General features: G+C 36.1%; 27 protein-coding genes. 20 read left to right on the top strand and 7 right to left on the bottom strand.

Going from position 1 to position 24,402, the window contains the following annotated elements; all coding sequences use genetic code 11:
- The first annotated feature begins 30 nt into the window (after positions 1-30).
- The 9 genes from lhgO to glpD all read left to right on the top strand — a co-directional run bounded on the left by lhgO (position 31) and on the right by glpD (position 10,801).
- Positions 31-1,260: an L-2-hydroxyglutarate oxidase gene (gene lhgO / locus Y7E_RS0119600; RefSeq protein WP_017152964.1), complete on the top strand. Its 1,230-nt coding sequence runs from the start codon at positions 31-33 to the stop codon at positions 1,258-1,260.
- A gap of 4 nt (positions 1,261-1,264) precedes the next feature.
- Positions 1,265-1,972: a FadR/GntR family transcriptional regulator gene (locus tag Y7E_RS0119595; RefSeq protein WP_017152963.1), complete on the top strand. Its 708-nt coding sequence runs from the start codon at positions 1,265-1,267 to the stop codon at positions 1,970-1,972.
- A 276-nt stretch (positions 1,973-2,248) separates the two neighbouring features.
- Entirely contained in the window at positions 2,249-4,636 is a 2,388-nt protein-coding gene (locus tag Y7E_RS0119590; protein WP_017152962.1) for an immune inhibitor A domain-containing protein, read from the top strand.
- A 144-nt stretch (positions 4,637-4,780) separates the two neighbouring features.
- On the top strand, positions 4,781-4,981 hold the full coding sequence (locus Y7E_RS0119585) for a sporulation YhaL family protein (RefSeq protein ID WP_017152961.1): 201 nt from the start codon (positions 4,781-4,783) through the stop codon (positions 4,979-4,981).
- A gap of 248 nt (positions 4,982-5,229) precedes the next feature.
- Positions 5,230-5,679 carry a helix-turn-helix domain-containing protein gene (locus Y7E_RS0119580; protein ID WP_017152960.1) on the top strand — a complete coding sequence of 150 codons (450 nt, stop codon included), beginning with the start codon at positions 5,230-5,232 and terminating at the stop codon, positions 5,677-5,679.
- Between the two features lie 196 nt (positions 5,680-5,875).
- Positions 5,876-6,436: a glycerol uptake operon antiterminator GlpP gene (glpP, locus tag Y7E_RS0119575; protein WP_017152959.1), complete on the top strand. Its 561-nt coding sequence runs from the start codon at positions 5,876-5,878 to the stop codon at positions 6,434-6,436.
- Positions 6,437-6,660: 224 nt separating this feature from the next.
- Positions 6,661-7,482 carry a glycerol uptake facilitator protein GlpF gene (gene glpF, locus Y7E_RS0119570; protein ID WP_017152958.1) on the top strand — a complete coding sequence of 274 codons (822 nt, stop codon included), beginning with the start codon at positions 6,661-6,663 and terminating at the stop codon, positions 7,480-7,482.
- A 13-nt stretch (positions 7,483-7,495) separates the two neighbouring features.
- Complete coding sequence (glpK, locus tag Y7E_RS0119565) at positions 7,496-8,986, top strand: glycerol kinase GlpK (protein ID WP_017152957.1); 1,491 nt, start codon at positions 7,496-7,498, stop codon at positions 8,984-8,986.
- 132 nt (positions 8,987-9,118) lie between these two features.
- Positions 9,119-10,801, top strand: coding sequence for an aerobic glycerol-3-phosphate dehydrogenase (glpD, locus tag Y7E_RS0119560; protein WP_017152956.1), 1,683 nt, complete (start codon positions 9,119-9,121; stop codon positions 10,799-10,801).
- A gap of 165 nt (positions 10,802-10,966) precedes the next feature.
- Here the strand turns inward: glpD and prsA are convergent, their stop codons facing one another.
- Together prsA and Y7E_RS30095 are read right to left on the bottom strand one after the other, a co-directional pair.
- On the bottom strand, positions 10,967-11,812 hold the full coding sequence (gene prsA / locus Y7E_RS0119555) for a peptidylprolyl isomerase PrsA (protein ID WP_017152955.1): 846 nt from the start codon (positions 11,810-11,812) through the stop codon (positions 10,967-10,969).
- A 662-nt stretch (positions 11,813-12,474) separates the two neighbouring features.
- Entirely contained in the window at positions 12,475-12,669 is a 195-nt protein-coding gene (locus tag Y7E_RS30095) for a hypothetical protein (RefSeq protein WP_017152953.1), read from the bottom strand.
- 119 nt (positions 12,670-12,788) lie between these two features.
- Here Y7E_RS30095 and Y7E_RS0119545 point away from each other — a divergent pair, with 119 nt between their 5' ends.
- Positions 12,789-13,124: a DUF1878 family protein gene (locus Y7E_RS0119545; RefSeq protein WP_017152952.1), complete on the top strand. Its 336-nt coding sequence runs from the start codon at positions 12,789-12,791 to the stop codon at positions 13,122-13,124.
- A gap of 6 nt (positions 13,125-13,130) precedes the next feature.
- Here the strand turns inward: Y7E_RS0119545 and Y7E_RS0119540 are convergent, their stop codons facing one another.
- Positions 13,131-13,688: an HTH-type transcriptional regulator Hpr gene (locus Y7E_RS0119540; RefSeq protein ID WP_017152951.1), complete on the bottom strand. Its 558-nt coding sequence runs from the start codon at positions 13,686-13,688 to the stop codon at positions 13,131-13,133.
- A 299-nt stretch (positions 13,689-13,987) separates the two neighbouring features.
- Positions 13,988-14,350, bottom strand: a complete 363-nt coding sequence (locus tag Y7E_RS0119535; protein WP_017152950.1) for a YtxH domain-containing protein — start codon at positions 14,348-14,350, stop codon at positions 13,988-13,990.
- Between the two features lie 80 nt (positions 14,351-14,430).
- Here Y7E_RS0119535 and yhzF point away from each other — a divergent pair, with 80 nt between their 5' ends.
- A complete protein-coding gene (yhzF, locus tag Y7E_RS0119530) occupies positions 14,431-14,622 on the top strand; it encodes a membrane protein YhzF (protein ID WP_017152949.1) in 192 nt (63 codons plus the stop codon).
- A 42-nt stretch (positions 14,623-14,664) separates the two neighbouring features.
- Here the strand turns inward: yhzF and Y7E_RS0119525 are convergent, their stop codons facing one another.
- Positions 14,665-15,099: an HIT family protein gene (locus Y7E_RS0119525; protein WP_017152948.1), complete on the bottom strand. Its 435-nt coding sequence runs from the start codon at positions 15,097-15,099 to the stop codon at positions 14,665-14,667.
- Between the two features lie 588 nt (positions 15,100-15,687).
- On the opposite strand from Y7E_RS0119525, the gene ecsA reads away from it, so the two are divergent.
- The 9 genes from ecsA to Y7E_RS0119480 all read left to right on the top strand — a co-directional run bounded on the left by ecsA (position 15,688) and on the right by Y7E_RS0119480 (position 22,708).
- Complete coding sequence (gene ecsA, locus Y7E_RS0119520) at positions 15,688-16,431, top strand: ABC transporter ATP-binding protein EcsA (protein ID WP_017152947.1); 744 nt, start codon at positions 15,688-15,690, stop codon at positions 16,429-16,431.
- Positions 16,424-17,635, top strand: coding sequence for an ABC transporter permease (locus Y7E_RS0119515; protein ID WP_017152946.1), 1,212 nt, complete (start codon positions 16,424-16,426; stop codon positions 17,633-17,635). The genes ecsA and Y7E_RS0119515 overlap by 8 nt, the downstream gene beginning before the upstream one ends.
- Before the next feature lie 13 nt (positions 17,636-17,648).
- The gene (locus Y7E_RS0119510; RefSeq protein ID WP_017152945.1) at positions 17,649-18,368 is read left to right on the top strand and encodes an EcsC family protein; all 720 of its coding nucleotides are present in this window, start codon (positions 17,649-17,651) and stop codon (positions 18,366-18,368) included.
- Positions 18,369-18,659: 291 nt separating this feature from the next.
- Positions 18,660-19,241 (top strand): TetR/AcrR family transcriptional regulator, encoded by a 582-nt coding sequence (locus Y7E_RS0119505; protein ID WP_017152944.1) that lies wholly within the window; start codon positions 18,660-18,662, stop codon positions 19,239-19,241.
- 369 nt (positions 19,242-19,610) lie between these two features.
- Positions 19,611-19,793, top strand: coding sequence for a hypothetical protein (locus Y7E_RS0119500; RefSeq protein ID WP_017152943.1), 183 nt, complete (start codon positions 19,611-19,613; stop codon positions 19,791-19,793).
- Positions 19,794-19,877: 84 nt separating this feature from the next.
- Positions 19,878-20,354, top strand: a complete 477-nt coding sequence (locus Y7E_RS0119495; protein WP_017152942.1) for a PH domain-containing protein — start codon at positions 19,878-19,880, stop codon at positions 20,352-20,354.
- On the top strand, positions 20,347-21,756 hold the full coding sequence (locus tag Y7E_RS0119490; protein ID WP_017152941.1) for a PH domain-containing protein: 1,410 nt from the start codon (positions 20,347-20,349) through the stop codon (positions 21,754-21,756). The genes Y7E_RS0119495 and Y7E_RS0119490 overlap by 8 nt, the downstream gene beginning before the upstream one ends.
- Before the next feature lie 241 nt (positions 21,757-21,997).
- Positions 21,998-22,477 (top strand): DUF2975 domain-containing protein, encoded by a 480-nt coding sequence (locus Y7E_RS0119485; protein ID WP_017152940.1) that lies wholly within the window; start codon positions 21,998-22,000, stop codon positions 22,475-22,477.
- A gap of 9 nt (positions 22,478-22,486) precedes the next feature.
- Positions 22,487-22,708, top strand: coding sequence for a helix-turn-helix domain-containing protein (locus Y7E_RS0119480; RefSeq protein ID WP_017152939.1), 222 nt, complete (start codon positions 22,487-22,489; stop codon positions 22,706-22,708).
- Positions 22,709-22,933: 225 nt separating this feature from the next.
- Here the strand turns inward: Y7E_RS0119480 and Y7E_RS0119475 are convergent, their stop codons facing one another.
- Positions 22,934-23,932, bottom strand: a complete 999-nt coding sequence (locus tag Y7E_RS0119475) for an HAAS signaling domain-containing protein (protein WP_017152938.1) — start codon at positions 23,930-23,932, stop codon at positions 22,934-22,936.
- On the bottom strand, positions 23,919-24,266 hold the full coding sequence (locus tag Y7E_RS0119470; protein ID WP_017152937.1) for a PadR family transcriptional regulator: 348 nt from the start codon (positions 24,264-24,266) through the stop codon (positions 23,919-23,921). The genes Y7E_RS0119475 and Y7E_RS0119470 overlap by 14 nt, the downstream gene beginning before the upstream one ends.
- Positions 24,267-24,402 lie beyond the last annotated feature (136 nt).

Raw genomic sequence — 24,402 nt, 5'->3', positions numbered from 1 at the left:
GTATTACAAGTTCGAGGGGAGATAAAAACAATGTATGATTATATAATTATTGGCGGGGGAATTGTAGGTTTGTCTACTGGTTACGCACTTACTGAGTGTTATCCACATGCAAAAATCGCTATTATTGAGAAAGAACATACACTTGCCCATCATCAAACAGGACATAATAGCGGAGTGATTCATTCTGGTATTTATTATAAACCTGGTAGTTTTAAAGCTAAGTTTGCACGTGAAGGAAATGAAGCTATGATTTCTTTTTGTAAGAAACATGGGATTTCTTATGAGATGTGCGGTAAGGTGATCGTTGCAACAGATTCGAAAGAACTTCCATTTATGGATAATTTGTATAAGCGTGGTTTACAAAATGAATTAAATGTGGAGAAAATTGGGGTTGAAGAACTGAAAGAAATTGAACCACATGTAAGTGGACTTGGTGCAATACGTGTTTCAAGTTGTGGAATTGTTAATTACAAAGAGGTTTCTCAAACGTTTGCCCGTCTTATTCAAGAAAGAGGAGGAGATGTGCACCTTGCGACGAAAGTAGAAAAAATAGACGAGAGAAGTGACGGTATTACAGTTGAGACCAATCAAGGTACATTTCAATCTCATTTTCTTATTAATTGTGCTGGATTACATAGTGACCGAGTTGCTGAAATGAGTGGATTACGCACGAAAGCAAAAATTGTACCATTTCGAGGGGAGTATTATGAATTGGTACCAGAGAAACGACAGCTTGTTAAACACCTTATTTATCCGGTGCCGAACCCGGATTTTCCGTTCCTTGGCGTTCATTTTACGCGTATGATTAATGGTGAGGTTCACGCAGGGCCTAATGCAGTGCTTAGCTTTAAACGAGAAGGTTATAAGAAAACCGATTTTAATCTAAAAGACTTTTTTGAAGTGATGACGTACTCAGGTTTTTGGAAAATGGCGATGCCAAATATGAAGGAAGGTATGAATGAGATCATTCGTTCTTTTAGTAAACAAGCGTTTTTACGTAGTTTGCAGCGACTTATCCCGGAATTAACTGAGCGTGATATTGTACCAACGCATGCAGGTGTGAGAGCGCAAGCGCTTATGCAAGATGGAAGCATGGTTGATGATTTTTTAATTGATTCTAATCAACGTTCCATTCATGTATTAAATGCACCTTCGCCTGCGGCAACTGCTTCGATTTCTATTGGCCGAGCTGTCAGTGAACAAGTTCCGCAGCCGCCATATTTAAATAATTATCCTAAATATATTGAAAAAGGAAGATAAAAAATTGACACAAAAAGAGAAAATCTCACAAAAAATATCTCGTGAGTTGCTAGTGATGATTGAGAACGGAAAGTTTTCACCAGGTTCAAAACTACCTACAGAGATGGAATTAGCTGAATTATTCGGTGTTAGCCGAATGCCGATTCGGGAGGCTTTAAGTGTTTTACGAGCTATGGGCCTTATTTCATCTCAGCAAGGTGGAGGGAGCTATGTAGAAGAAGTAATTCCAACCTCTTTAAGTCAACATTTTCATATTCAAAAAGCAGATGAAGAGAGTATTCGACATTTATTTGAAATGCGAAAAATCTTAGAACCAGAGGCAGCTTACCTTGCTGCATGTAGGCGAACTCCTGATGAATTAGAGCGGATTCGAGAAGTGTTAAAGTGGATGGAACACGATTTTACTTTTAAGGACAAGACAGGTAGAGAAGCTGATTTTGAATTTCATCGAACTATTATACAGGCTACACATAATTCAGTGATGGTTCTTATGCTGGAAAATTTATCTTCTCTTTACAATAAGGCATTAGAGATTACCCTCAAGCAAAACGTAGGGTTGGAAAGAAAAAGAGAGATTGTTTATAAAGAACATGAAAATATTTTTCTAGCTATTGAAGCAGAAGAACCAGAGCTTGCAAAAGTACAATCTCTAATTCATCTAAAAAATGTAGAAAAGAAATTCAATTTATTTTTAAACGAATCAATTTCATAATCATTTGTTTTATAACTCAACTTTTCATAACTAAGAAGCGTGTTAAAAAAAGATTCTGCCATCATGGCAGGATCTTTTTCTATGAGAAAAAGAGAAAGGTTGTGATGAAAAACAAAAATCCTTTGTGGATTTTCCTATATTGTGCATTTCACCCTGCCCAAAAAATATTTCTCAACATTTCATTTGTTGAAAAATATTGAATATTCATCATAATGCGAATAATATTTTGTTATCGACAAAAAAACTGATAATTCGCAAACATAGGGAGGAAATTCTTTGGAAAAGAATGGAAAATTAAAATCTTTATCAGTATTAGCAACAGCGGCAGTATTAAGTAGTACTTTTGCATTTGGAAATCATGCAGCATATGCGGGGGCGCCATCATCATCTCTACCGATCGATGAGCATTTAATACCGGAGGAGCGTTTGGCAGAAGCGCTAAAACAACGGGGAGTCATTGATAAATCTGCATCACAAGCTGAGACATCAAAGGCTGTTGAAAAGTATGTTGAGAAAAAGAAAGGGGAAAACCCTGGGAAAGAAATTATTACAGAAGATAGTCTTACGCAAGACGCTTCTGATTTTATGAAAAAAGTAAAAGATGCGAAAATGAAGGAAAATGAACAAGCACAGCAACCGGCAGTAGGACAAGTAGCTGGACAAGATTCAGGATTGAATACTAGGAAATTAAATGGGAAAGTACCTACTACACCAGCGAAGCAAGAAGAGTACAATGGAGCTGTTCGAAAAGATAAAGTGCTTGTTTTACTCGTAGAATTTAGTGATTTTAAACATAATAATGTTGATCAAGCGCCAGGATATATGTATTCTAATGACTTTAATCGTGAGCATTATCAAAAAATGTTATTTGGTGATGAACCATTTACACTATTTGATGGATCAAAAATTAATACATTTAAGCAATATTATGAAGAGCAATCAGGTGGTAGCTATACAGTTGATGGAACTGTAACGGAATGGTTGACTGTTCCAGGGAAAGCTTCTGATTACGGTGCGGATGCGGGAACTGGTCATGATAATAAAGGACCTTTAGGACCGCGTGATTTTGTGAAGGAAGCATTAAAAGCAGCAGTAGCAAAAGGGATAAACTTAGCTGATTTTGACCAATTTGATCAGTACGATCAAGATGGGGATGGAAATAAAAATGAGCCAGATGGCATTATTGATCATTTAATGGTTGTACATGCTGGCGTGGGTCAAGAAGCTGGCGGCGGTAAATTGAAAGATGATGCGATTTGGTCCCATCGTTCAAAACTTGGATCAAAACCATATGCGATTGATGGAACAGAATCCTCTGTTTCGAATTGGGGCGGAAAGATGGCTGCATACGATTATACAATCGAGCCTGAAGACGGAGCGGTTGGTGTGTTTGCCCATGAATATGGTCATGATTTAGGTTTACCAGATGAGTATGATACAAAGTATACAGGGCAAGGTGAACCAGTTGAATCATGGTCTCTTATGAGCGGTGGTAGCTGGGCAGGAAAAATTGCAGGAACAGAGCCAACGAGTTTCTCACCACAAAATAAAGAGTTTTTCCAAAAGAATATGGGTGGAAACTGGGCGAATATTTTAGAGGTAGATTATGATAAGCTTCGCAAAGGTATTGGGGCAGCAACATATATCGACCAAAGTGTGACAAAGTCAAAACGACCAGGAATTGTTCGCGTTAACTTGCCGGACAAAGATATTAAAAATATTGAAGTGGCATTTGGTAAGAAGTTTTATTACAGTACAAAAGGGAATGACATGCATACAACACTTGAGACACCAGTGTTTGATTTAACGAAAGCTGAGAGTGCTAAGTTTGATTATAAAGCATTTTATGAACTTGAAGCGAAGTATGATTTCCTTGAAGTAAATGCGGTTACAGAAGATGGAACGAAAGTGCGCATTGATAGAATTGGCGAAAAAGATGTAAAAGGCGGTATGGATACAACAGATGGTAAGTGGGTTGATAAGTCGTATGATTTAAGTCAATTCAAAGGGAAGAAAGTAAAACTACAGTTTGAATATGTAACAGATATTGCAGTAGCTTACAAAGGGTTTGCTTTAGACAATGCAGTTTTAACTGTAGATGGTAAAGTTGCTTTTTCTGATGATGCAGAAGGACAATCAGCAATGACGTTAAAAGGATTTACTGTATCTAACGGATTTGAACAGAAAAAACATAACTACTATTTAGAGTGGAGAAATTATGCTGGTTCTGACATGGCGTTAAAAAATGCACGTGGCCCAGTATTTAATACAGGAATGGTTGTATGGTATGCGGATCAAAGCTTTACAGATAATTGGGTAGGAGTTCATCCGGGTGAAGGATTCTTGGGCGTAGTAGATTCTCATCCAGAGGCAATCGTAGGGACATTAAACGGACAACCAACTGTGAAGAGCAGTACGCGTTACCAAATTGCAGATGCTGCGTTCTCATTTGATCAAACGCCAGCATGGAAAGTAGATTCACCAACGCGCGGTATCTTTGATTATAAAGGGTTACCAGGGGTTGCGAAATTTGATGATTCTAAGCAGTATATCAACAGCATCATTCCAGATGCAGGACGTAAGTTGCCGAAACTAGGATTAAAGTTCGAAGTAGTAGGACAAGCTGAAGACAATTCGGCAGGTGCAGTTTGGATTCATCGATAGAATAAGATAAAACTAAGAGCAGTACTCTGAATGGGTACTGCTTTTATGATGAGAAAAAGAATGTATGGAAAAGAGTCATAATCTTGTCCTTCCTCTCATACAGTGAAACTAACAAGGCTTGTCTTAGGAAAGGAAGGAAATCAATTGGAAACTTTACCATGGTGGGTGTATCTCGTTATTATTGGTATTGTCGTGAGCGGTTATATGGTGTTATACACTTCTAAACAAGAGCAAGAGATAGATAATGAGTTTATTGAAAAAGAAGGCGAAGTATATATGAAGCGTTTAGAAGAAGAGCGTGAGAGACGTAATCAAGAAAGTGATAAGGATTCTGTGTTGCTTTAATAGAAACCCTTTGAGAAGAGAAATGTATTTTATTTCTCTTCTTTTTTATTTTATAGGAAATATTGATTATGGAATATTTGTATAAAAGGAAAGTATACGTTGCGTTTTAAAACCACATGATATATGGTGCGAAATGGCGCTATTTTACGGTGTAACGTATAAGTTGCGTGCTCATGCAACTACAACTATCTTTACTCTTCATCATTCCTTTACTCATACTAGAAATAGAGAGAGGTGATGAACTCATTATGATTTTTAGTGAACGTTTAAAAGAAGAAAGAGAAAAAAGAAATTGGTCGCAAAATGATTTGGCTGAAAAAATTCATGTAAGTCGTCAGTCTGTTTCAAAATGGGAGACTGGAAAGAACTATCCAAGTATTGAAATAATCACTCATTTAAGTGATCTATTTGGCATTACGATTGATGAGTTATTGAGGAGTGATGATGAATTGAAACAAAAAGTAATTCAAGATAGTAAACAGTTAGCGCATCCAAAATGGAAAATGATTTTTGATAGTGTATTTATGTTGGGGTTATTTTTGTTAATATCAAAACTCATTATATTTATGCTAAATAAGTTTGCTGGAACAAATATAACAATTTTAGAAGGTGCACCGTATGTAATGAATTTTTTACCGTTACTACTTATGGTTATAGGCGGTGCGGGATCTGATAAGTTGAAAAAAATATATCAATAAAAGCTACCCCTGAAGTGGGGGCAGTTTTTTATACCGGCGGAAATCATATATATATATCGGCGTTTTGACATAGGATATTGACCGTTCGACAAGGTGCGTCGATGAAGAGAGCTAAAAATTTCTCCTACTAGCTGTTCTTTTTGCCTAAATTGTGTACTATAAAGGGTAGGATGACGTAAAGAAGGGGACTTTTTGAATGGAATTTCATGAACAAAAGATTTTGCCAGCTGTTCGGCAAATAAAAGACTTAGAAAAGTTACTACATAGTTCTTATGAGTATATCGTTATTTTAGATATTCATATCGGTCAATTGAAGAGTGTGGTCGCACTTGCGAAGCAGCATTGTAAAAAAGTGTTCTTACATGTTGATCTTATTCATGGTTTGCAAAGTGATGGTCATGCGACAGAGTTTTTATGCCAAGAGTTTAAGCCATACGGGTTATTGTCAACAAAGGCAAGTGTCATTATGAAGGCGAAGCAAAAGGGTGTTGTTGCAATTCAACGTATCTTTTTAATTGATTCTAGTGCGATGGAGAAAAGTTGTAATCTTTTAGAGAAGACAAAACCTGATTATATTGAAGTGCTTCCAGGCGCTTTAACAGGTGTGATTGCCGAAGTGAAGGAACGGACGGGCGTACCGATTTTAGCAGGTGGTTTTATTCGTACAGTTGAGGATGTAGAAAGAGCGTTAGCAGCTGGTGCGACAGCGATTACAACATCGAAAAAAGAACTCTGGAAACATTACCAAAAAAAGTGACGAAAATGTGAAAAAATTCTGTTGACACCGCTTTCATTTGAGGTTAACATTATAGACAAGTTAATAAACGTGACGGAGAAAAGTAGAGATCCACATTTCATTGTTTCTATATTGTTATATAGAAACGTGCTAGCTGTGGGTCTTTTTCTTTTGAAAAAAACGAATGGCCATTCATTTTATCTCTATCACATTGAAAGCGTTTAAACTGATTGTGGAGGGATTTTATGTCAGCATTTTTAGGTGAGTTAATAGGGACAGCGTTGTTAATCGTTCTTGGTGGCGGCGTTTGTGCTGGTGTAAGTTTAAAGAAGTCGTTTGCAAAGGATTCAGGTTGGATCGTAATTACGATGGGATGGGGCTTAGCCGTTGCCATCGCAGCATATGCAGTTGGATCAATTAGTGGAGCACATTTAAATCCAGCTTTAACAATTGGACTAGCATTTAAGGGAGCGTTCCCATGGAATGATGTACCAGGGTATATCGTAGCCCAAATGATTGGGGCAATCATCGGTGCAATTATCGTATATTTACATTACTTACCTCATTGGAAAGAAACAGAAGATCCATCTGCAAAATTAGGTGTTTTTGCAACAGGACCAGCAATTCCGAATACATTTGCAAACCTTTTAAGTGAAATGATTGGAACATTCGTTTTAGTATTTGGTATATTAGCAATTGGTGCAAATAAATTTGCAGATGGTTTAAATCCATTTATCGTAGGTTTCTTAATTGTAAGTATTGGTTTATCATTAGGTGGAACAACAGGATATGCAATTAATCCAGCTCGTGATTTAGGTCCACGTATTGCACACTTCTTCCTTCCGATTGCAGGAAAGGGCGGATCAAATTGGAAGTATGCATGGATACCGGTTGTAGGACCGATTTTAGGTGGATCACTTGCAGGTTTATTCCATCAGGTTGTATTTGAAGGAAAACAAAATGCAGCACTTATTTATGTGATAATTGCAACTGTGATTGTACTAGCAATCTCTTATATGACAAGCAAAAAGAGCGGAAACGATACAAATAGTAGAAAAGTAGCATAAGGGGGAACCGAATATGAAAAAATATATTCTTTCATTAGACCAAGGAACTACAAGTTCACGCGCCATTCTTTTTAATAAAGAAGGTAAAATTGTTCATGTAGCTCAAAAAGAATTTACACAGCATTTTCCAAAGCCAGGTTGGGTAGAACATAACGCACAAGAAATTTGGGGATCTATTCTAGCTGTTATTGCAACTTGCTTAAGTGAAGCGGATGTAAAACCAGAGCAAATCGCTGGTATCGGGATTACAAACCAACGTGAAACAGCGGTTGTATGGGATAAAGAAACTGGTAAGCCAGTTTATAACGCAATCGTATGGCAATCTCGTCAAACAGCTGAAATTTGCGATGAATTAAAAGAAAAAGGCTATAGTGAAATGGTTCGTGAAAAAACAGGTCTTTTAATTGACGCATACTTCTCTGGTACGAAAGTAAAATGGATTTTAGATAACGTTGAAGGTGCAAGAGAAAAAGCAGAACGCGGCGAATTATTATTCGGAACAATTGATACATGGCTTGTATGGAAATTGTCTGGTGGTAAAGCGCACGTAACAGACTATTCAAATGCATCACGTACATTAATGTTTAATATTCATGACCTGCAGTGGGATGATGAGCTTCTAGAAATGTTAACAGTGCCAAAAAGCATGCTTCCAGAAGTGCGTCAATCTTCTGAAGTATATGGTCATACAGTTGATTATCATTTCTTTAACCAAAACATTCCGATTGCAGGTGTGGCTGGTGACCAACAAGCAGCGTTATTTGGACAAGCTTGCTTCGGTGAAGGTATGGCGAAAAATACATACGGAACTGGCTGTTTCATGTTAATGAATACAGGTGAAAAAGCAGTTGCGTCTGAGCATGGCCTATTAACAACAATTGCATGGGGTTTAAATGGAAAAGTTGAATATGCACTAGAAGGAAGTATTTTCGTAGCAGGTTCAGCAATCCAGTGGTTACGTGACGGAATGCGCATGTTTAAAGATGCAAGTGAGAGCGAAGAATACGCCAATCGCGTTGAATCAACAGATGGCGTTTACGTTGTTCCAGCGTTCGTAGGACTTGGAACACCATATTGGGATAGTGAAGTACGCGGAGCTGTATTTGGTGTAACGCGCGGTACAACGAAAGAACACTTTATTCGTGCAACGCTTGAGTCATTAGCATACCAAACGAAAGATGTACTATGCGCAATGGAAGCAGATTCAGGTATTAAGCTGAAAACATTACGCGTTGATGGCGGAGCAGTTAAGAACAACTTCTTAATGCAGTTCCAAAGCGATATGTTAGATGTGCCAGTAGAGCGTCCAGAAGTAAATGAAACAACAGCTTTAGGAGCAGCATATTTAGCAGGTCTTGCAGTTGGATATTGGGAAAACCAAGAAGAAATTAAGGCGCAGTGGAATATGGATAAAAGCTTTACACCAGCAATGGAAACGGAAACAAGTGAAGAGCTATATGCTGGTTGGAAAAAGGCAATTGAAGCAACAAAAGCTTTTAAATAATCATAAACAGTGTTATAATGATGATAAGTTAATAATTCGGTAGGAGATATGGAGAGACCACAACACGCTATAGAAGCGATTTCTATAGTGATGTTTGTGGTCTCTTTTTTCGTATCAAAGGGAGGAATTACCATGAAATTTTCAAGTAAACAACGTAAAGACGTATTAAACGGAGTAAATAAACAAGAGTTAGATGTGATCGTAATTGGTGGAGGTATTACTGGTTCTGGTATTGCATTAGATGGGGCAACACGTGGTTTATCAACAATTGTGTTTGAAATGCAAGACTTTGCAGCAGGTACATCAAGTCGTTCAACGAAGCTTGTACACGGTGGTTTACGTTATTTAAAACAACTTGAAGTGAAGATGGTAGCAGAGGTTGGGAAAGAGCGTGCAATCGTATATGAGAACGGTCCCCATGTAACAACACCAGAGTGGATGTTACTTCCATTCCATAAAGGTGGTACATTTGGTTCATTCAGTACATCAATTGGTCTTCGTGTATACGACTTCCTAGCAGGGGTAAAACGAAGCGAACGCAGAAAGATGTTTAATCGTGAAGAAACAATGAAAAAAGAACCGCTTGTGAAGCAAGAAGGATTAAAAGGCGGCGGTTACTACGTAGAGTATCGTACAGATGATGCTCGTTTAACAATCGAAGTTATGAAAGAAGCAATCGAACACGGCGCAAAAGCAGTTAACTATGCAAAAGTAGACGGTTTCTTATATAAAGATGGAAAAGTATGCGGTGTACGCGTTATTGATTTATTAGATGGAGAAGTATATGAAGTATACGGTAAGAAAATTGTAAATGCAGCTGGACCTTGGGTAGATACACTTCGTGAAAAAGATAACTCGAAAAAAGGGAAAGTACTACAATTATCAAAAGGTGTTCACTTAGTAATTGATCAAAAACGTTTCCCACTTGGGCAAGCAATCTATTTTGATACACCAGATGGCCGTATGGTCTTTGCGATTCCGCGCGGAGGGAAAACATATGTAGGTACAACAGATACGTTCTATGATAAAGATGCGGCAGTACCACAAATGACAACAGAAGATCGCACTTACATCATTAATGCGATCAACTATATGTTCCCAACTGTGAAGATTACAGAAAAAGATATTGAATCAAGCTGGGCTGGTGTACGTCCATTAATTTATGAAGAAGGAAAGAGTGCATCTGAAATTTCTCGTAAAGATGAAATTTGGACGTCTGAATCTGGTTTAATTACAATTGCTGGTGGGAAATTAACAGGTTATCGTAAAATGGCAGAAATGGTAGTAGATTATGTAACGTCTCTATTACAAAAAGAAGGGCATAGTGCGTATCCGAAAAGTGAAACGAAACATATGCCAATTTCAGGCGGTCATGTAAGTGGATCAAAACAATTCCCAACATTCGTTGCGAAAAAAGCACAAGAGGGAACGAAATATGGTTTAACGACGCAGCAAGCAGAAGAGTTTGCGAAATTCTATGGTTCAAACGTTGATATTCTCTTTAACTTAGCAAAAGGGCTAAAAGCAGATGCAAAAGAATATAACATGCCATTAGACGTGCTTGTACCGCTTGTATACGCAATGGACTATGAAATGACAGCAAAACCTGTTGACTTCTTCGTACGCCGCAGAGGGGCTGTATTCTTCAACATTCACTGGGTATACGATTGGAAAGAAAACGTAATTGCGTATATGGCAGCGAAATTAGGCTGGAGTAATGAAGAACAAATGAAATACACAGCTGAATTAGAGAAAGCATTACAGGACGCTGTAGTACCTGTAGATCAGCAGGAGCAAGCAGCAGCATTAGCATAAACAAATCAACAGTAAAAAGCGCCTAAAGGGAAGAGAGAACCTTTAGGCGCTTTTTCAGCTTGTAAAATATTCAAAGGATATCTTCGTGCATAGAAAGTACATGATGCCTTTGTAAGAAACTAAAATAAGCTGTCAGGAAAGACCTGACAGCTTATTTTATATGAATTATTTTGTCGCATTTTCTGCTTTTGGAGTTTCAAAGATATCTTTTAAGTCTTTATCTTCAATTTTCACGTCAGCTTTTTTAATTTCTTTTTCTTGAAGCTCAGCCATGAGTTGAGGATCTTGTAGTTTCTTCTCAACTAGCTCTTTCTTGATGTTTGCCTTTTCTTCTTCAAATGGTTTTTGTTCTTTAATATCAGTTACTTTAATGATATGGTAACCAAATTCTGATTTCACAGGTTCACTTACTTCATCTTTTTTCAATTTGTATGCAGCATCTGTGAATTCTTTTACCATTTTACCAGGTCCGAAGTATCCAAGATCTCCGCCTTTTTCTTTTGAACCTGGGTCTTCAGAGTATTGTTTTGCTAACTCTTCAAAAGATTTACCTTGTCCAAGTTCTTCTTTTACTTTTTTCGCAGTTTCTTCATCTTTTACAAGGATGTGGCTTGCTTTAATTTCAGGTTTATAATTTTCTTTTAATTCTTTGTCAGTGATACTGCTTTCAATAGCTTTTGTCATTGCTAATTCAGCACGAATGCCCTCTTTAAATGATTTCTCTGTATAGCCTTGTTGTTTTAGAGCTGCATCAAATTGATCGCCAAGTTGCTTTTTGTATTCATCGAATTTTTTGTCAACTTCTTTATCCTCGACTTTATAATTCTTGACAAGTACTTTCTCAAGTACCATGCCACGTAAAATTTGCTTACCAGCTTTGTCTTTCATTTGTGTATAAAGGTCTTCTTTTGTAATGTCACCAGCTTTAGATGTAACAATTTTATCAGCTGATCCACATGCTGATAAGGCAATCAAACTTGTTGCTGCTAAGGCAAGCATAGCTTTCTTCATTCAATAAACACTCCTACTATTATGTATTTTTAATTTATCCCGCACAAATGAACAATCGCCTCATTTGAGGTTATGATTGCTCATAAAAGCCCGATTAAGTCTCACTGGTTTCGCTTCTCTTATAAAGTGAAAAGCCTGCTTAACAGGGCTTACCGAGGCTGAGGATAAAATTCAGCTGAAGGTAATTTTATTCTTTAGTATAAGCAATATGTACAAAATTTAATATATCATATTTCGACGTCTTTTCCTATTGATAAAGAAAAATTGTCCATTTGGTTATAAAGAATGTCAGATTAAAGAGAGAGTACCATAGTAGGCGAATGTGCATATATATATATCCAATTTGATTTTTCAACATTTAAATTGCTGCTATGAAGAATAGAAGGAGACTTCCTCTCATTTTTTCCTTCTGTTTTCGCATGGCATGAGGCTAAAAAGGGTACTGACCGCTTCTATCCATGAGCGGATTTTCTCTTCCACCTAAAAGGAATAGTTTTATATCGGTCTTTCAATCTGTATTTATGATAGAAAAGAGGAGAAGGGATGAGATGGGCGAATGAATTCATCACTTATTATTTTATTGCTTGTACTGTTTATTTTATTAGTTATAATAGGTATAATTTGTTTATAGAGGAAAAAAGTGAGGAAGGGGCTTCCCTTCCTCACTTTCCATGAAATATAATTTCTATATAACTAGAAATTAATAGAATCGTAATACATACATTAATGACTCGAAAAGCGCTCGTTTGGCGTCTCTCGGATAGTTGTTTCCGCTCACACAGTGTATGAGTCAAGAAATTCGTGTAGAATAGAACAATAAGTGCAAATGTGACAAAAACAATTTCTATAAGAGTCACGAGGAGATACCTCCTTTTGGCCAAAATACATATACTTTTATATATTGTATCATACGATATTTTGTTCGTGTTATAAAATTCAGAAATAGAAGACATTGCGTTAGAAAGTGAGGGAGAAAATGGACGTTGTAAAACGACTAGAGCAAGCGGAATATTATGTAGAATTACTTTTTCAAATGATCGACGAAGATAAGTGTCCATTTTATTCTTTAATTATAAAGAAAAAAGCTCGAAAAAAAGATATAGAACGTATATTAGCTTTATGTGAACAGTTGAACAAACAATACATAGTAGAAAAGCAAGAAGGCTTACTTTTGTTTGATGCTCTTTTGGAGCAATTTGAAAAAGCGCTTCCACATCAGCTCGAAGTAAACGAGACTGCAGAAGCGCTACATAAACAAGGTTTATTTCAGCCAATTATGCAAGAATTTTTACGCATAACAGCGAAAAGATAATCGGTATTATTTTTTAACTAATTTTTGATCGTGTTCCGTAAAATTTTCCTCAATATTTTCTAGTGATTTCTCAAAAATATCGATAAAATCTTGTCCATAAATATTTCTTAAAATCGCGATTAATTCGATATTTTCTGGGAACTTACCATAAAAATTGCGAAGAGCAAGAGCGCCATTAAAGACAGAATTATTTTCAGGGTCATACTCCTCCATTAATTGCAGCAGCAATTCTTCCCCTTTTGGTGTAATTTCAATATACGTATTTCGCTTATCATCTTCTTTTTTTGAGAATACAAGATAGCCGCGCTCTTCAAGTTTTTTCGAAAAGTTAAATGCCGTTGATACGTGCATCACGCCAAACTTTGCAATCTCAGAAATAGAAGCCCCTTTTAAATGATAAGCAATGGATAAAATATGGTGCTCATTAATGTTTAGATCATATGGTTTGATCCACTGTTGCCAATCTTTTTCTACACATTTCCATAATGCCTTCGATAATTGAGCAATGCGTTGGCTGAAAATCATTGCTTCTTTGACCGAATAATCTTTTTCTCCACTTTTCATGTACTCACCCACTTTTACATTCTTATTCATTAGTATCTATTATGCCAGTAAAATAAAAATTAATAAAGTCTTTTTGTAAGAATTGTGAAAATTTTTCGGAAAAATTATAATCTTAACAGATCATGCATAATTGTGGAAGCGTTTTAGATGTCATAACTATATGTGTTATCCCCACGTAGTAGAGGATAACATATATTGTAAATGCATAAAAACACGACATATCTATGTGATATGTCGCGATAAGAGAAATATTTATAAAAAATATTTGTTATATGCAAAAACTAAGAATGGAACATCGTTTACGCTTTTTCTGGAACTGTTTGTTGCAATTTTTCAATTGATTTTTGAATGTCTAAAATTTCTTGTTCAATATGACGTTTGTTTTGAGAAATATCTTGTTTCCATGTGGAAAGTGTATCTTGCATATCATCTTTCAATTCTTGAAAAACTTCTTTACCTTCTGAAGCCGTTTCAACAATTTGACGTTTTAATAATTTTGTATCAGCTGTAATATCAGCTAAAGTCTTTTTAATATCATTTCCTTTTTCTTTTAGTTTACTCCGCATATCTTTACCGGAAGAAGGAGTGGAAAAAAGAACGGCTAGTCCAGCGACAGCACTGCCGCAAATTACACCTGTTACAAAGGATTTAGCTTTTGACATAAAAGGAAACCTCCTTATTTTTTTGCTCTTATTCATGATGTATAAAAACATGCATATGCTTAAGACAAGGGGGGAGAAAAGTGAAACTTGTGACAACCATTTGTTTTATCGTAAGTCTTTTCTTTCTTGTACGTGCTATGCATTTACTGTTATTTGTAAAACAAAAAAGATCATATCCTCCAGCATTTTGGGTGAAAAAACAAGCCATGCAGTATATGTCTTTTGGAGGAGTAGGCTTGTTATGTACAATCTTACTTTATATGCTGCTATAGTACATTTTACGTTCCAGCATATGATAAATCGTATTCTTACTCTTATTTTACACCATTTGCAATGGTACTTGCGATGTTTTGTAAATTTTCCGTCGTATATTCATTTTGATGTGATTTCCAAACGGCACCAAAACCATCGTTTTCACCGTAGCGTGGAATTAAATGAAGGTGGAAGTGGAATACAGTTTGTCCAGCTTTTTCACCGTTGTTATTTAATAGGTTAAAGCCGACTGGATTAAATTCAGATTTAATCGCATTTGAGATTTTAGGAACGACAGAAAATATATGTGATGCAATTTCTGGCGTTAAAGCAAAGATATCTTGTTTGTGCACTTTTGGAATTACAAGTGTATGTCCTTTTGTCACTTGGCTAATATCTAGAAATGCAAGTACATGTTCATCTTCATATACTTTTGAGCAAGGAATTTGTCCCTCAATGATTTTACAAAAAATACAATTATCCGCTGTATGATTCATGGTTCTCATCCTTTCAAGTAGGTCTTAGCCGTATTTTACCATAATTACATAGGAGAACAAACACGAAAAACAGGAAGCTGACTCAGCTTCCTGTTTTCTGAAGAGGGATTGAAAAAGCATTTAATTTAATCTACCGTTCACAGACACCTCATTTATTTAGGAATGTGTGGTAATTCGGCTAGTATTCTGCCGTAGACACCTCATTTACAATAAAATGATATTGCAATCCTTTATGAAATGAAATTGTTTATTTTATAAAACAGTATATACTCTCCTCGAGACACCCCGTTTCTAAAATAAAACAAACTATCTGGTTTCGTGTAAATTTTCTTTGTCCATTATGGACACCCCATTTCATGATGATTTTACTTAGTTGTATTCATCAATTTGGTGGTTGCTTTTTCAATGTATTCCTTCTTCACTAATTATGATGTCCCGTTGTGTAAAAGATATGTAAAGAAATTATTTTTTTTTGAAGAAATTCGGTACTATGTAGTATCTTTTATTTTTTGGTAAGATGAATATATACATTTTAATAAAAGATACGCTTATACAAGCGGATGAATATAACGAAGAAAGTGGTGTCATATGGGACAGTTATTACGTGTGGAAAATGTCACAGGAGGATATACGAAGCGGCCGGTGCTGCAAGATGTTTCATTTTCTGTTAATAAGGGTGAGCTTGTTGGCTTAATCGGTTTAAATGGAGCAGGTAAAAGTACAACGATTAAACATATTATCGGTTTAATGGAACCAAAAAAAGGTACTGTAACAATTAACGGAAAAACAATTCGAGAAGATATGACAGCGTATCGCTCTAGCTTTTCATTTATTCCGGAAACACCTGTATTATATGATGAGTTAACTTTAGAAGAACATTTAAAGTTAACAGCGATGGCGTATGGTGTAGATGAGAAACAATATGAAGAACGTGTGCAGCAGCTGTTAAAGGAATTTCGAATGACAAATCGTTTAAAATGGTTCCCAGCTCATTTTTCAAAAGGAATGAAACAGAAAGTAATGATTATGAGTGCCTTCCTTGTTGAACCATCACTTTATATTGTGGATGAACCTTTCGTTGGGCTCGATCCGCTAGCGATTCAATCACTACTGCAAATGATGAACAAAATGAAAAAGAGTGGCGCCGGTATTTTAATGAGTACCCATATTTTAGCGACAGCAGAGCGTTACTGTGATTCCTTCATTATTTTACATCAAGGTGAAGTTCGGGCGAAGGGAACACTATCTGAGTTGCAGTCGCAATTTAATATGCCTGGAGCGACGCTAGATGATATCTATATTGCATTAACAAAGGAAGAAGATTATGAATAGCAGAGCATTGTGGAAAGAACGATTTAGGCATTTTTTAAAAGAAGTTCGTGCATATAGTAAATATGTTTTTAACGATCATTTAAAATTCATTTTCGTATTTATTATTGGAGCCGGTGCGTATTATTACCAGCAATGGTTACAAACATTGACTCCTTCATTTCCGGCCGCGCTTGTTATGGCGGTTTTACTTGGACTTGTATTAACAGCAGGATCCATCCAAACGTTATTAAAAGAAGCGGATCTTGTGTATTTGCTTCCAGTTGAAGAGAAATTAAAGCCGTATTTTACAAAAGCGTTTCTCTTTACGTTTATGATTCAGCTGTATGTGATAGCAATTGCAGCGGCCGCACTTGCTCCGCTATATTTCCAGCAAATGAAGCAAACGGGAGGGACTTACATATGGATTGTGGCCGCGCTTATTTTAGTAAAAGCATGGAATTTATTTGTAGCATGGGAAAAATCATTTTTAACAGATCAAAGTATGCAGCGCGCGGATTGGTTCATTCGCTTTATATGTAACGGATTATTTGTCTACTTCCTTGTAGGGCGCACTTCGGTGATTTACATAGGAGTAATTCTATTTGTAATGGTTATATACCTCGCATTCATGTATCAAAAGGTAAAAGGAAAACCGTTAAACTGGGAATACTTAATTGCAGAAGAAGGCAAGAAAATGATGCTTTTATACCGCATTGCGAACATGTTTGTCGATGTACCGGCGTTAAAGGAACGGGTGTCACGCCGGAAATGGCTTGATTTTGTACTTTCCATGATTGGTGAAAAACGTACATATTTATATCTATATACCCGTACATTTTTAAGATCGGGTAACTATTTTGGTTTATATATTCGTTTACTTGCCATTGGCGGGGTCATTCTTTACTTTATACCATTTTTATATGGTCGTTTTATTGTAAGTATCGTATTTCTATACTTAATTGGTTATCAACTATTAAGCCTTTGGAAACACCATCGTTTAAAACTATGGCTTGATTTATATCCAGTGACTGTAGAAGAAAAGAAAAAGGATTTTCTTCGCCTGTTAAATGCAATTCTATGTATAGGCAGTATTGTATTTACAATCATATTTGTTTTGGCAACAAAAGATATCATCATGACTTGTATTTTATTCGCCGCTAGCATAGCTTTTAGTGTTGGTTTTGTTTATCAATACGGTGCAAAGCGCATCGAGCGTTTAAGCTGAAAGGAATGAACTTATGACTGAATATGAAGAAAAGGTCATAAAAGAATTGCAGCAGTGGAAATATACGATCATGAAAGATTCTTCTATGATGACCAGGTTTTCCAAAAAGGTACAAACGAAAGTACAGCAGCTAATTCCAGAAAAAGTGCAAAATGTATTAACAGAAACAATTAAAAAAATGGTGCAAGGTATTAGTGCAGGATCTCATTTTATAAAACCAAAGTTAAAAGAAACAGATTGGTCCTTGCAAAGAAGAGATGAAGAAGTATTAAAGAAAATGGATGAGTATAAAAAGATTGCCGCAGCAGAAGGCGCTGGAACAGGAGCGGGCGGTTTTCTATTAGGACTTGCAGATTTTCCGCTCTTACTCAGCATTAAAATTAAATTTTTATTTGATGCAGCGACTATGTATGGATTTGATACAAGCAAAGAAGAAGAGCGTTTCTTTATCCTTCATGTATTTCAGCTTGCTTTCTCAAGTGATGATCATCGAAAAGAAATATGGAAAGCACTTGAAACGTGGGATACGCAGAAAGAAAATCATATTGACTGGGAGAAGTTTCAGCAGGAATATCGTGATTATATCGATTTAGCAAAGATGCTCCAGCTTGTACCAGTGATTGGAGCGCCAGTTGGAGCGTATGCGAATTATCAATTGATGCAACGGCTCGGCGAGGTGACGATGAATTGTTATCGCTTGCGGTTGTTTCAGCAAAAGGGAGTATCTATATAAATTCAAATTGAAAAACGATAGAAAACCTTTTTTGTAGGTGGGAGAGAGCGTCCGATCGTGGATAGAAGCGGTCAGTGCTTTTTTAGCTCCATGCCGTGTGAAAACAAAAGGAGAAAATGAGTGGAAATCTAGTTTTGTTTTCATAGCAGCGACTTATATGTCTACAAATCGAAATGAATATATCTGTTTGAAGAAAAGCTTTCACATTTTGTGGAAGCTTTTCTTTCTTTGCAAATTATCTTTTTTTATTTTATAATCTACTTACCGACCGTTAAGTAAAAAGGAGTACATATGACAAAAAATATGCAAACATCAAAAAATATAGTAGAAGCGGCTTTCAAATTGATGGCAGAGCATGGCATTGAAAAGATGAGTCTTTCTATGATTGCAAAAGAGGTTGGAATATCAAAGCCAGCTATTTATTATCACTTCTCATCTAAAGAAGCGTTAATTGATTTTTTATTTGAAGAAATCTTTGCGGATTATTATTTTTCAGCGTACTTTGTAAAAGAGCAGTACACAAAGGAGAATTTTGAAGAGCGATTAATAGAAGACGGTCTGCGTATGTTATCAGAATATGAAGAAGACCCGGGGGCACTTCGCGTATTAAATGAATTCATTTTGACAGCAGTACGAAATGAAAAGTATCAGAAGAGGTTATTTGAAGTGCAGGAAGATTTCTTAAATGGTTTCGCAGATTTATTAAAGAAAGGCGCAGACTTAGGTGTTGTTTCACAAGAAAAAACGGAAGAGAAGGCCCACATGTTAGCGTTAGTTATTGATAATATGAGTAATTCGATGTTGATGGGATTCAAATTAAACTATAAAGACATATGGATTGAAAGTGTAAAGAGTGTGCGAGTAAGCAGATAAGAACAAATTGAAAAGCTTTCTTTTTGGATGAGAGAGAGCGTCTGGCCATGCGTAGAAGCGGTCAGGGCCTTTTTTCGCCCCATGCCGAGTGAGAACAGAAGGAGAAAATGAGTGGAAGTCTCCATTTGTTTTCATAACCGAGATTTAGATGTTAGGAATTGAAAATAGATAAAGTGAAAACTATTTTTTTAGGTGGGAGGGAGCGTCTGGCCATGCGTAGAAGCGGTCAGGGCCTTTTTTCGCCCCATGCCAAGTGAAAAATAAAGAGAGAAAATGAGTGGAGATCTCTTCTTGTTTTCATAGCAGCGACTGATGTGTTGAAAAATCAGATGTATCGAATGAAGTAGTTGGTAGGGAGGAGAGGAAAATATGAAATTTCGAAAAGACTGGTGGCTCGGCTTTCTTGGGCTAATTGGAGTTTATAAATTTCCGAACGTAATCGATGCATTTCAAGGTGAAAAGGACTGGACGGCATTGATTAGCCTCATTTGGTTTATTTGGTTCGGTTATTTCATTCCGGAGAAGAAAGATGATGAAAAGAAGAATTATTAAAGTATTTCTATTTTTTGTAAAACCTTATAAAATAGATAATACGAGAATTTATATATATTAGATTTCTAGATTTGGAGTGATAAAATGCAGCCATTGGAAAAAGAAATTCATCCCGATATGGTCAAAGTTTGGCAAACTCGAGTTTTTATTGAACTGGGCATAAGTGTGTTAGTCATCCTTGCTTATCTCTTTTTCATGATTAAGTTTAATTGGTGGGAGTGGCTTTTTTATGTACTTATTGGGTTGACGGTTGTGTATACACCGTTTGACTACTTTATATTTCCGAAATTACGTCAGCGTTATTACAGCTATCGCTTAAATGAAGAAGAATTAGAGGTTCAACACGGAATGTTTACGGTTAAACGTGTATTAGTTCCGATGATTCGTGTGCAACACGTTACAATTGAGCAAGGTCCAATTATGAGGAAATACGATTTAGCAGAATTACAAATTTCAACTGCCGCTACATCTCATAGTATTCCAGGTTTAAAGATGAGAGAAGCAGAACAATTGAAGCGACAAATTGGAGAACTTGCGAAGGTGAGTGATGAGGATGTATAAGAGGCAGCATCCCATCACCATGTTATTGGAATTAAAGATAACAGACTTTATACCATTCATTATTTTTCTTTTTAGTCTAAAAGGAAAGTTTCCGTTTTGGTATTTGGTGCCTTTAGGTTTTTTAGGGATTTCAGTCGTCTCTGTTATCGTTGGCTGGTACTATAAAGTATATTGGATAGAAAATAATGTACTACACATTAAACAAGGACTATTTGTGAAAAAAGAAAGTTACTTGAATAAAGAACGTGTACAGACGATTAATACAAGTTCAAGTATGTTATATCAAATATTAGGTTTAACGAAGCTCAAAATTGAAACAGCTGGCGGTGGTGGTGAGCCCGAGGTTAGCTTAGCTGGTATTACGGCTGATGAAGCAAAAGCATTAATTGCAATGTTAAATGAATCTACAGAGGAACCTGTGGAAATGCAAGAGGGTTCTTCAAATATTAGTTTGGAAGAGGAAAATAAAACGGAATATAAGCTGACTTGGAAAGAGATTTTATTAGCATCCGTTACATCCGGTCAATTCGGCTTGTTATTTTCTCTATTGTTTTTTGTTTATTCCCAAGTAGATGAATATATCCCAAAATGGATTGAAAAAAGGATAGAAACATATGTGATGGATAATGATGTGTATGGCTGGATTTATATGGTTGCGATCTTGCTTATTGTTTCTTGGATCGTATCAACGATTGGGTACGCCTTAAAGCATGCGAACTTTACCGTTCATCGTAAAAGTGATGAAATTCGCATTTCACAAGGACTTCTTGAAAGAAAAGAACTTGTGTTAAAGCTGCACCGCATTCAAGGGATTACGATAAAAGAAGGGATATTCCGTCAACCATTTGGCTACTGCTCTGTTCATGTAGAAGTGATTCAAAATCATGAAAAAGGTGAGGAAAATGTTATCTTGCATCCAGTCATTCGGAAGGACCGAGTTGCAGAATTGCTTGCACATTTACAGTTGCCATATGAACTAAATCCGACTGTTACAGCACTACCAAAAACGGCACTGCGCCGCTATTTGTTAGAGAGTTTTATTTTCTTTTGTATATTAGCAGTTCCGATTACAGGAGCAAGTATATATTTTGAAAAATACTTTATTATTTGGACACTGTTACCTTTGATTGGATTACTTTTGTCACTCGGATATGCAACGTTCCGTGCAGGTGGCTACAGGGTAGAAGGAGAGCAGCTAACGCTTGTTTATCGTAATATTGCTAAATACACAGGGCTAGTAAGAAGAAGACATGTACAGTCAATAGAGAAAATGCAGTCTTATTTTCAGCGGGGAGCTCATTTATGTTCCTATACTTTCTCTAGTGCATCCACAAATTATAAATTAGAGCATACGCGCTTAGAAGATGCAGAGCGAATGTTAGATTGGTATAAGAATAAGTAGAAACCAAAATTGAAAAAAGACAAACTTTTTTAAAAACTTCTCGACTTCATTTTAAATCTACAGTTTAAAGTTATAGAGCATTTCTTTGTAAGAAGGAATGCTTTTTATCTTTGCATAAAATAAAAAGTTAATTATTAACAATAAAAAAGAGATGAAAAACAATAATGTTTTATTGTAAAACAATAAATTATGTGTTAAATTGAAATCAATAAATTAATTAACGAACAAATGAGGTGTTATTATGAAACGAGGATCGACAACTTTCTTAAAGGTAGTCCTTCTTATTATTGGCATCGCAGTACTTGCTTTGTGTATATTTGCTGTACCTGAGATAGCCAGTAGAGATGCGTCAGCGAATCCAGAGACTTCGTACTTACAATATCCATTTTTAGTATGTACATATGTATTGTCTATTCCACTTTTTATTGCGTTATATCAAGCATTTAAACTGTTAATCTATATAGATAAATGCAAAGCTTTCTCGGAATTATCTGTAAGGGCTTTGAAGTATATAAAATACTGTGCAATCACAATCAGTATCTTCATTGTATTAGGGATTCTATTTGTCATTTTCTTTATTGAGGGTGACAGAGCAGGTATTATTATGTTGGGGTTAATAGGTACGTTTGCTTCAAGTGTCATTGCAACCTTTGCAGCTGTTCTTCAAAAGCTTTTACAAGAAGCTATTGATATTAAATCAGAAAATGATTTAACGATCTGAGGTGATAATATGGCAATAATAATCAATCTTGATGTAATGTTGGCTAAAAGGAAAATGAGCGTCACAGAACTTTCGGAGAAGGTTGGAATTACCATGGCGAATCTTTCTATATTGAAGAACGGAAAGGCAAAAGCGATTCGATTCTCCACATTAGAGGCGATTTGTAAAGCTTTAGAATGTCAGCCTGGAGATATTTTAGAGTATAAATGTGACGAAGACACTCAAGAATAATACTCAATGCTTCTTGCTATTTGGTGGAGCCAGAAGAACAGCTGTCTAGGAGTAAACAGCTGTTCTTTTTGTTATAGTTGTCTTTCGATAAACACCATTATGTTTACTGGTGATGTATACATAATGGTTTTCTTTTCATTTATTACTGCCCGTAAAAGCCCGATTGGTGAGGGCTAATAATCAGTGGGGATGGAGAAAAACCCCACCGATTAAAGTTTCACTTTATTAATGAACTTTAGCCTTGCGGATACCATCAAATACATTGATTGCTGCAGATAATAGAAAGATGAAAATTCCACCGCCAACTATCCATGATTCAAATTGTTTAGTAGTAATAGAGAATAGATCAGCTGTATACGTAATAAAATCTTGGTTCATTACATTTGGATTCGTTACAATCACAATGAATACAATGGTTCCAATAAGCTGGAGAGCTGTATTAAATATTGCGATGCCTTTTGTCCATTGCCTCTTCATTAATTTATAAATAGACAATGCGATTTCCAAAACGATTACAACAAGAACGAGTGGCCAATATTGAAGCAATACATCCTGATTAAAAGCTGAGGTTACAAAGTCGAGTCCATGTGTACTACCTCTATACATACCCACAAGATGATTTGCGTAAAAATACACTGTTGCCCAAATAGCAGTCCATAATAAGCTTCCGAATACTTCACACTTCGTAATAGCTTTTTTCTTAGGAATATAAGATATATTTTTTAAATCGTCCGCAGTCCATTTGGTAAACCTTGTTGTGAATGGGTAACTTGTTTTTGAATGATCGACCCGTTCTATAAGCGCGAAAACAAGTGTCAGCCAGAAAAAGACTTGCATACCTACTTCAACGATGCTCCATATACCAAAACCAATAATATCAAAAACCACATTAATGACTGCTTCTTCGCCATGATACCCTATAAAATATTTGGCAATGAGCGAGATTAGAGAAATAGTAGCAGCAATTGGTAAAATCATTTTTAATAACGTAACATATGTCTCGAAATAGTGAGGACCAATAAGATGCATGGGTCGATCGCGGTATTTACTAGCTAATATAGCGGGATTCCCTAATGTTTCAAGGACCACTTTTATATTTTCTTCACTGTAATTATCAAGTAACATATCCTCAATGGTTGACCTTAATTCGAGAGCTATATCTTCACGATTTTTTTCAGGCAGTCTTCGAGTCACTTCTTGTATATAAATATCAATCAGATTCATCATCTTCCTCCCCTTTTAACACCTCTAATAGTTTTTTAGAATTGTCCATCCATTCCCTTTTTAACTGTAAAAATATCTCTAAACCATATTCACTTAGAACATAGTACTTACGCGGTCTACTCTCAGATGTATCCCAACTACCTGTTACTAACTCTTGTTTTTCTAGGCGGCGTAGCAATGGATATAAAGTACTTTGATCAATGTTAATGCCTGACTGTTCCAACAATTGAACAAGTGAATATCCGTACTGGGGCTTTCGTAATTGACTTAAAACAGCTAACGTCAAAGTTCCTCTCCTAAGCTCTGTTGTTAATGAATTCAATAAAGTACTCATTCATCCACCTCTTTCCTTGCTGTATGTTATACAGTATATGTTTTATACTATGCGTCATACACCATTATTGTTCCAACATCAATGTAAAAAAATAATTCGTTAAGAAGCACATAAAAAATACAACATTCTTTCGAAT

The sequence above is a fragment of the Bacillus bingmayongensis genome (assembly GCF_000299035.1).
GTDB lineage: Bacteria > Bacillota > Bacilli > Bacillales > Bacillaceae_G > Bacillus_A > Bacillus_A bingmayongensis.
This window is presented reverse-complemented; position numbering and strand designations above follow the sequence as displayed.

Excerpts from the sequence above, each read along its gene's own strand:
- prsA (WP_017152955.1), bottom strand. The coding sequence starts at position 11,812 with ATGAAGAAAGCTATGCTTGCCTTAGCAGCAACAAGTTTGATTGCCTTA.
- Y7E_RS0119470 (WP_017152937.1), bottom strand. The coding sequence starts at position 24,266 with ATGAGTACTTTATTGAATTCATTAACAACAGAGCTTAGGAGAGGAACT.
- glpF (WP_017152958.1), top strand. The coding sequence starts at position 6,661 with ATGTCAGCATTTTTAGGTGAGTTAATAGGGACAGCGTTGTTAATCGTT.
- Y7E_RS0119525 (WP_017152948.1), bottom strand. The coding sequence starts at position 15,099 with ATGAATCATACAGCGGATAATTGTATTTTTTGTAAAATCATTGAGGGA.
- Y7E_RS0119480 (WP_017152939.1), top strand. The coding sequence starts at position 22,487 with ATGGCAATAATAATCAATCTTGATGTAATGTTGGCTAAAAGGAAAATG.
- Y7E_RS0119475 (WP_017152938.1), bottom strand. The coding sequence starts at position 23,932 with ATGAATCTGATTGATATTTATATACAAGAAGTGACTCGAAGACTGCCT.
- Y7E_RS0119490 (WP_017152941.1), top strand. The coding sequence starts at position 20,347 with ATGTATAAGAGGCAGCATCCCATCACCATGTTATTGGAATTAAAGATA.
- glpP (WP_017152959.1), top strand. The coding sequence starts at position 5,876 with ATGGAATTTCATGAACAAAAGATTTTGCCAGCTGTTCGGCAAATAAAA.
- Y7E_RS0119485 (WP_017152940.1), top strand. The coding sequence starts at position 21,998 with ATGAAACGAGGATCGACAACTTTCTTAAAGGTAGTCCTTCTTATTATT.
- Y7E_RS0119500 (WP_017152943.1), top strand. The coding sequence starts at position 19,611 with ATGAAATTTCGAAAAGACTGGTGGCTCGGCTTTCTTGGGCTAATTGGA.
- Y7E_RS0119515 (WP_017152946.1), top strand. The coding sequence starts at position 16,424 with ATGAATAGCAGAGCATTGTGGAAAGAACGATTTAGGCATTTTTTAAAA.
- Y7E_RS0119540 (WP_017152951.1), bottom strand. The coding sequence starts at position 13,688 with ATGAAAAGTGGAGAAAAAGATTATTCGGTCAAAGAAGCAATGATTTTC.
- Y7E_RS0119545 (WP_017152952.1), top strand. The coding sequence starts at position 12,789 with ATGGACGTTGTAAAACGACTAGAGCAAGCGGAATATTATGTAGAATTA.
- Y7E_RS0119580 (WP_017152960.1), top strand. The coding sequence starts at position 5,230 with ATGATTTTTAGTGAACGTTTAAAAGAAGAAAGAGAAAAAAGAAATTGG.
- glpD (WP_017152956.1), top strand. The coding sequence starts at position 9,119 with ATGAAATTTTCAAGTAAACAACGTAAAGACGTATTAAACGGAGTAAAT.
- lhgO (WP_017152964.1), top strand. The coding sequence starts at position 31 with ATGTATGATTATATAATTATTGGCGGGGGAATTGTAGGTTTGTCTACT.
- Y7E_RS0119505 (WP_017152944.1), top strand. The coding sequence starts at position 18,660 with ATGACAAAAAATATGCAAACATCAAAAAATATAGTAGAAGCGGCTTTC.
- glpK (WP_017152957.1), top strand. The coding sequence starts at position 7,496 with ATGAAAAAATATATTCTTTCATTAGACCAAGGAACTACAAGTTCACGC.
- Y7E_RS0119495 (WP_017152942.1), top strand. The coding sequence starts at position 19,878 with ATGCAGCCATTGGAAAAAGAAATTCATCCCGATATGGTCAAAGTTTGG.
- Y7E_RS0119510 (WP_017152945.1), top strand. The coding sequence starts at position 17,649 with ATGACTGAATATGAAGAAAAGGTCATAAAAGAATTGCAGCAGTGGAAA.
- Y7E_RS0119535 (WP_017152950.1), bottom strand. The coding sequence starts at position 14,350 with ATGTCAAAAGCTAAATCCTTTGTAACAGGTGTAATTTGCGGCAGTGCT.
- ecsA (WP_017152947.1), top strand. The coding sequence starts at position 15,688 with ATGGGACAGTTATTACGTGTGGAAAATGTCACAGGAGGATATACGAAG.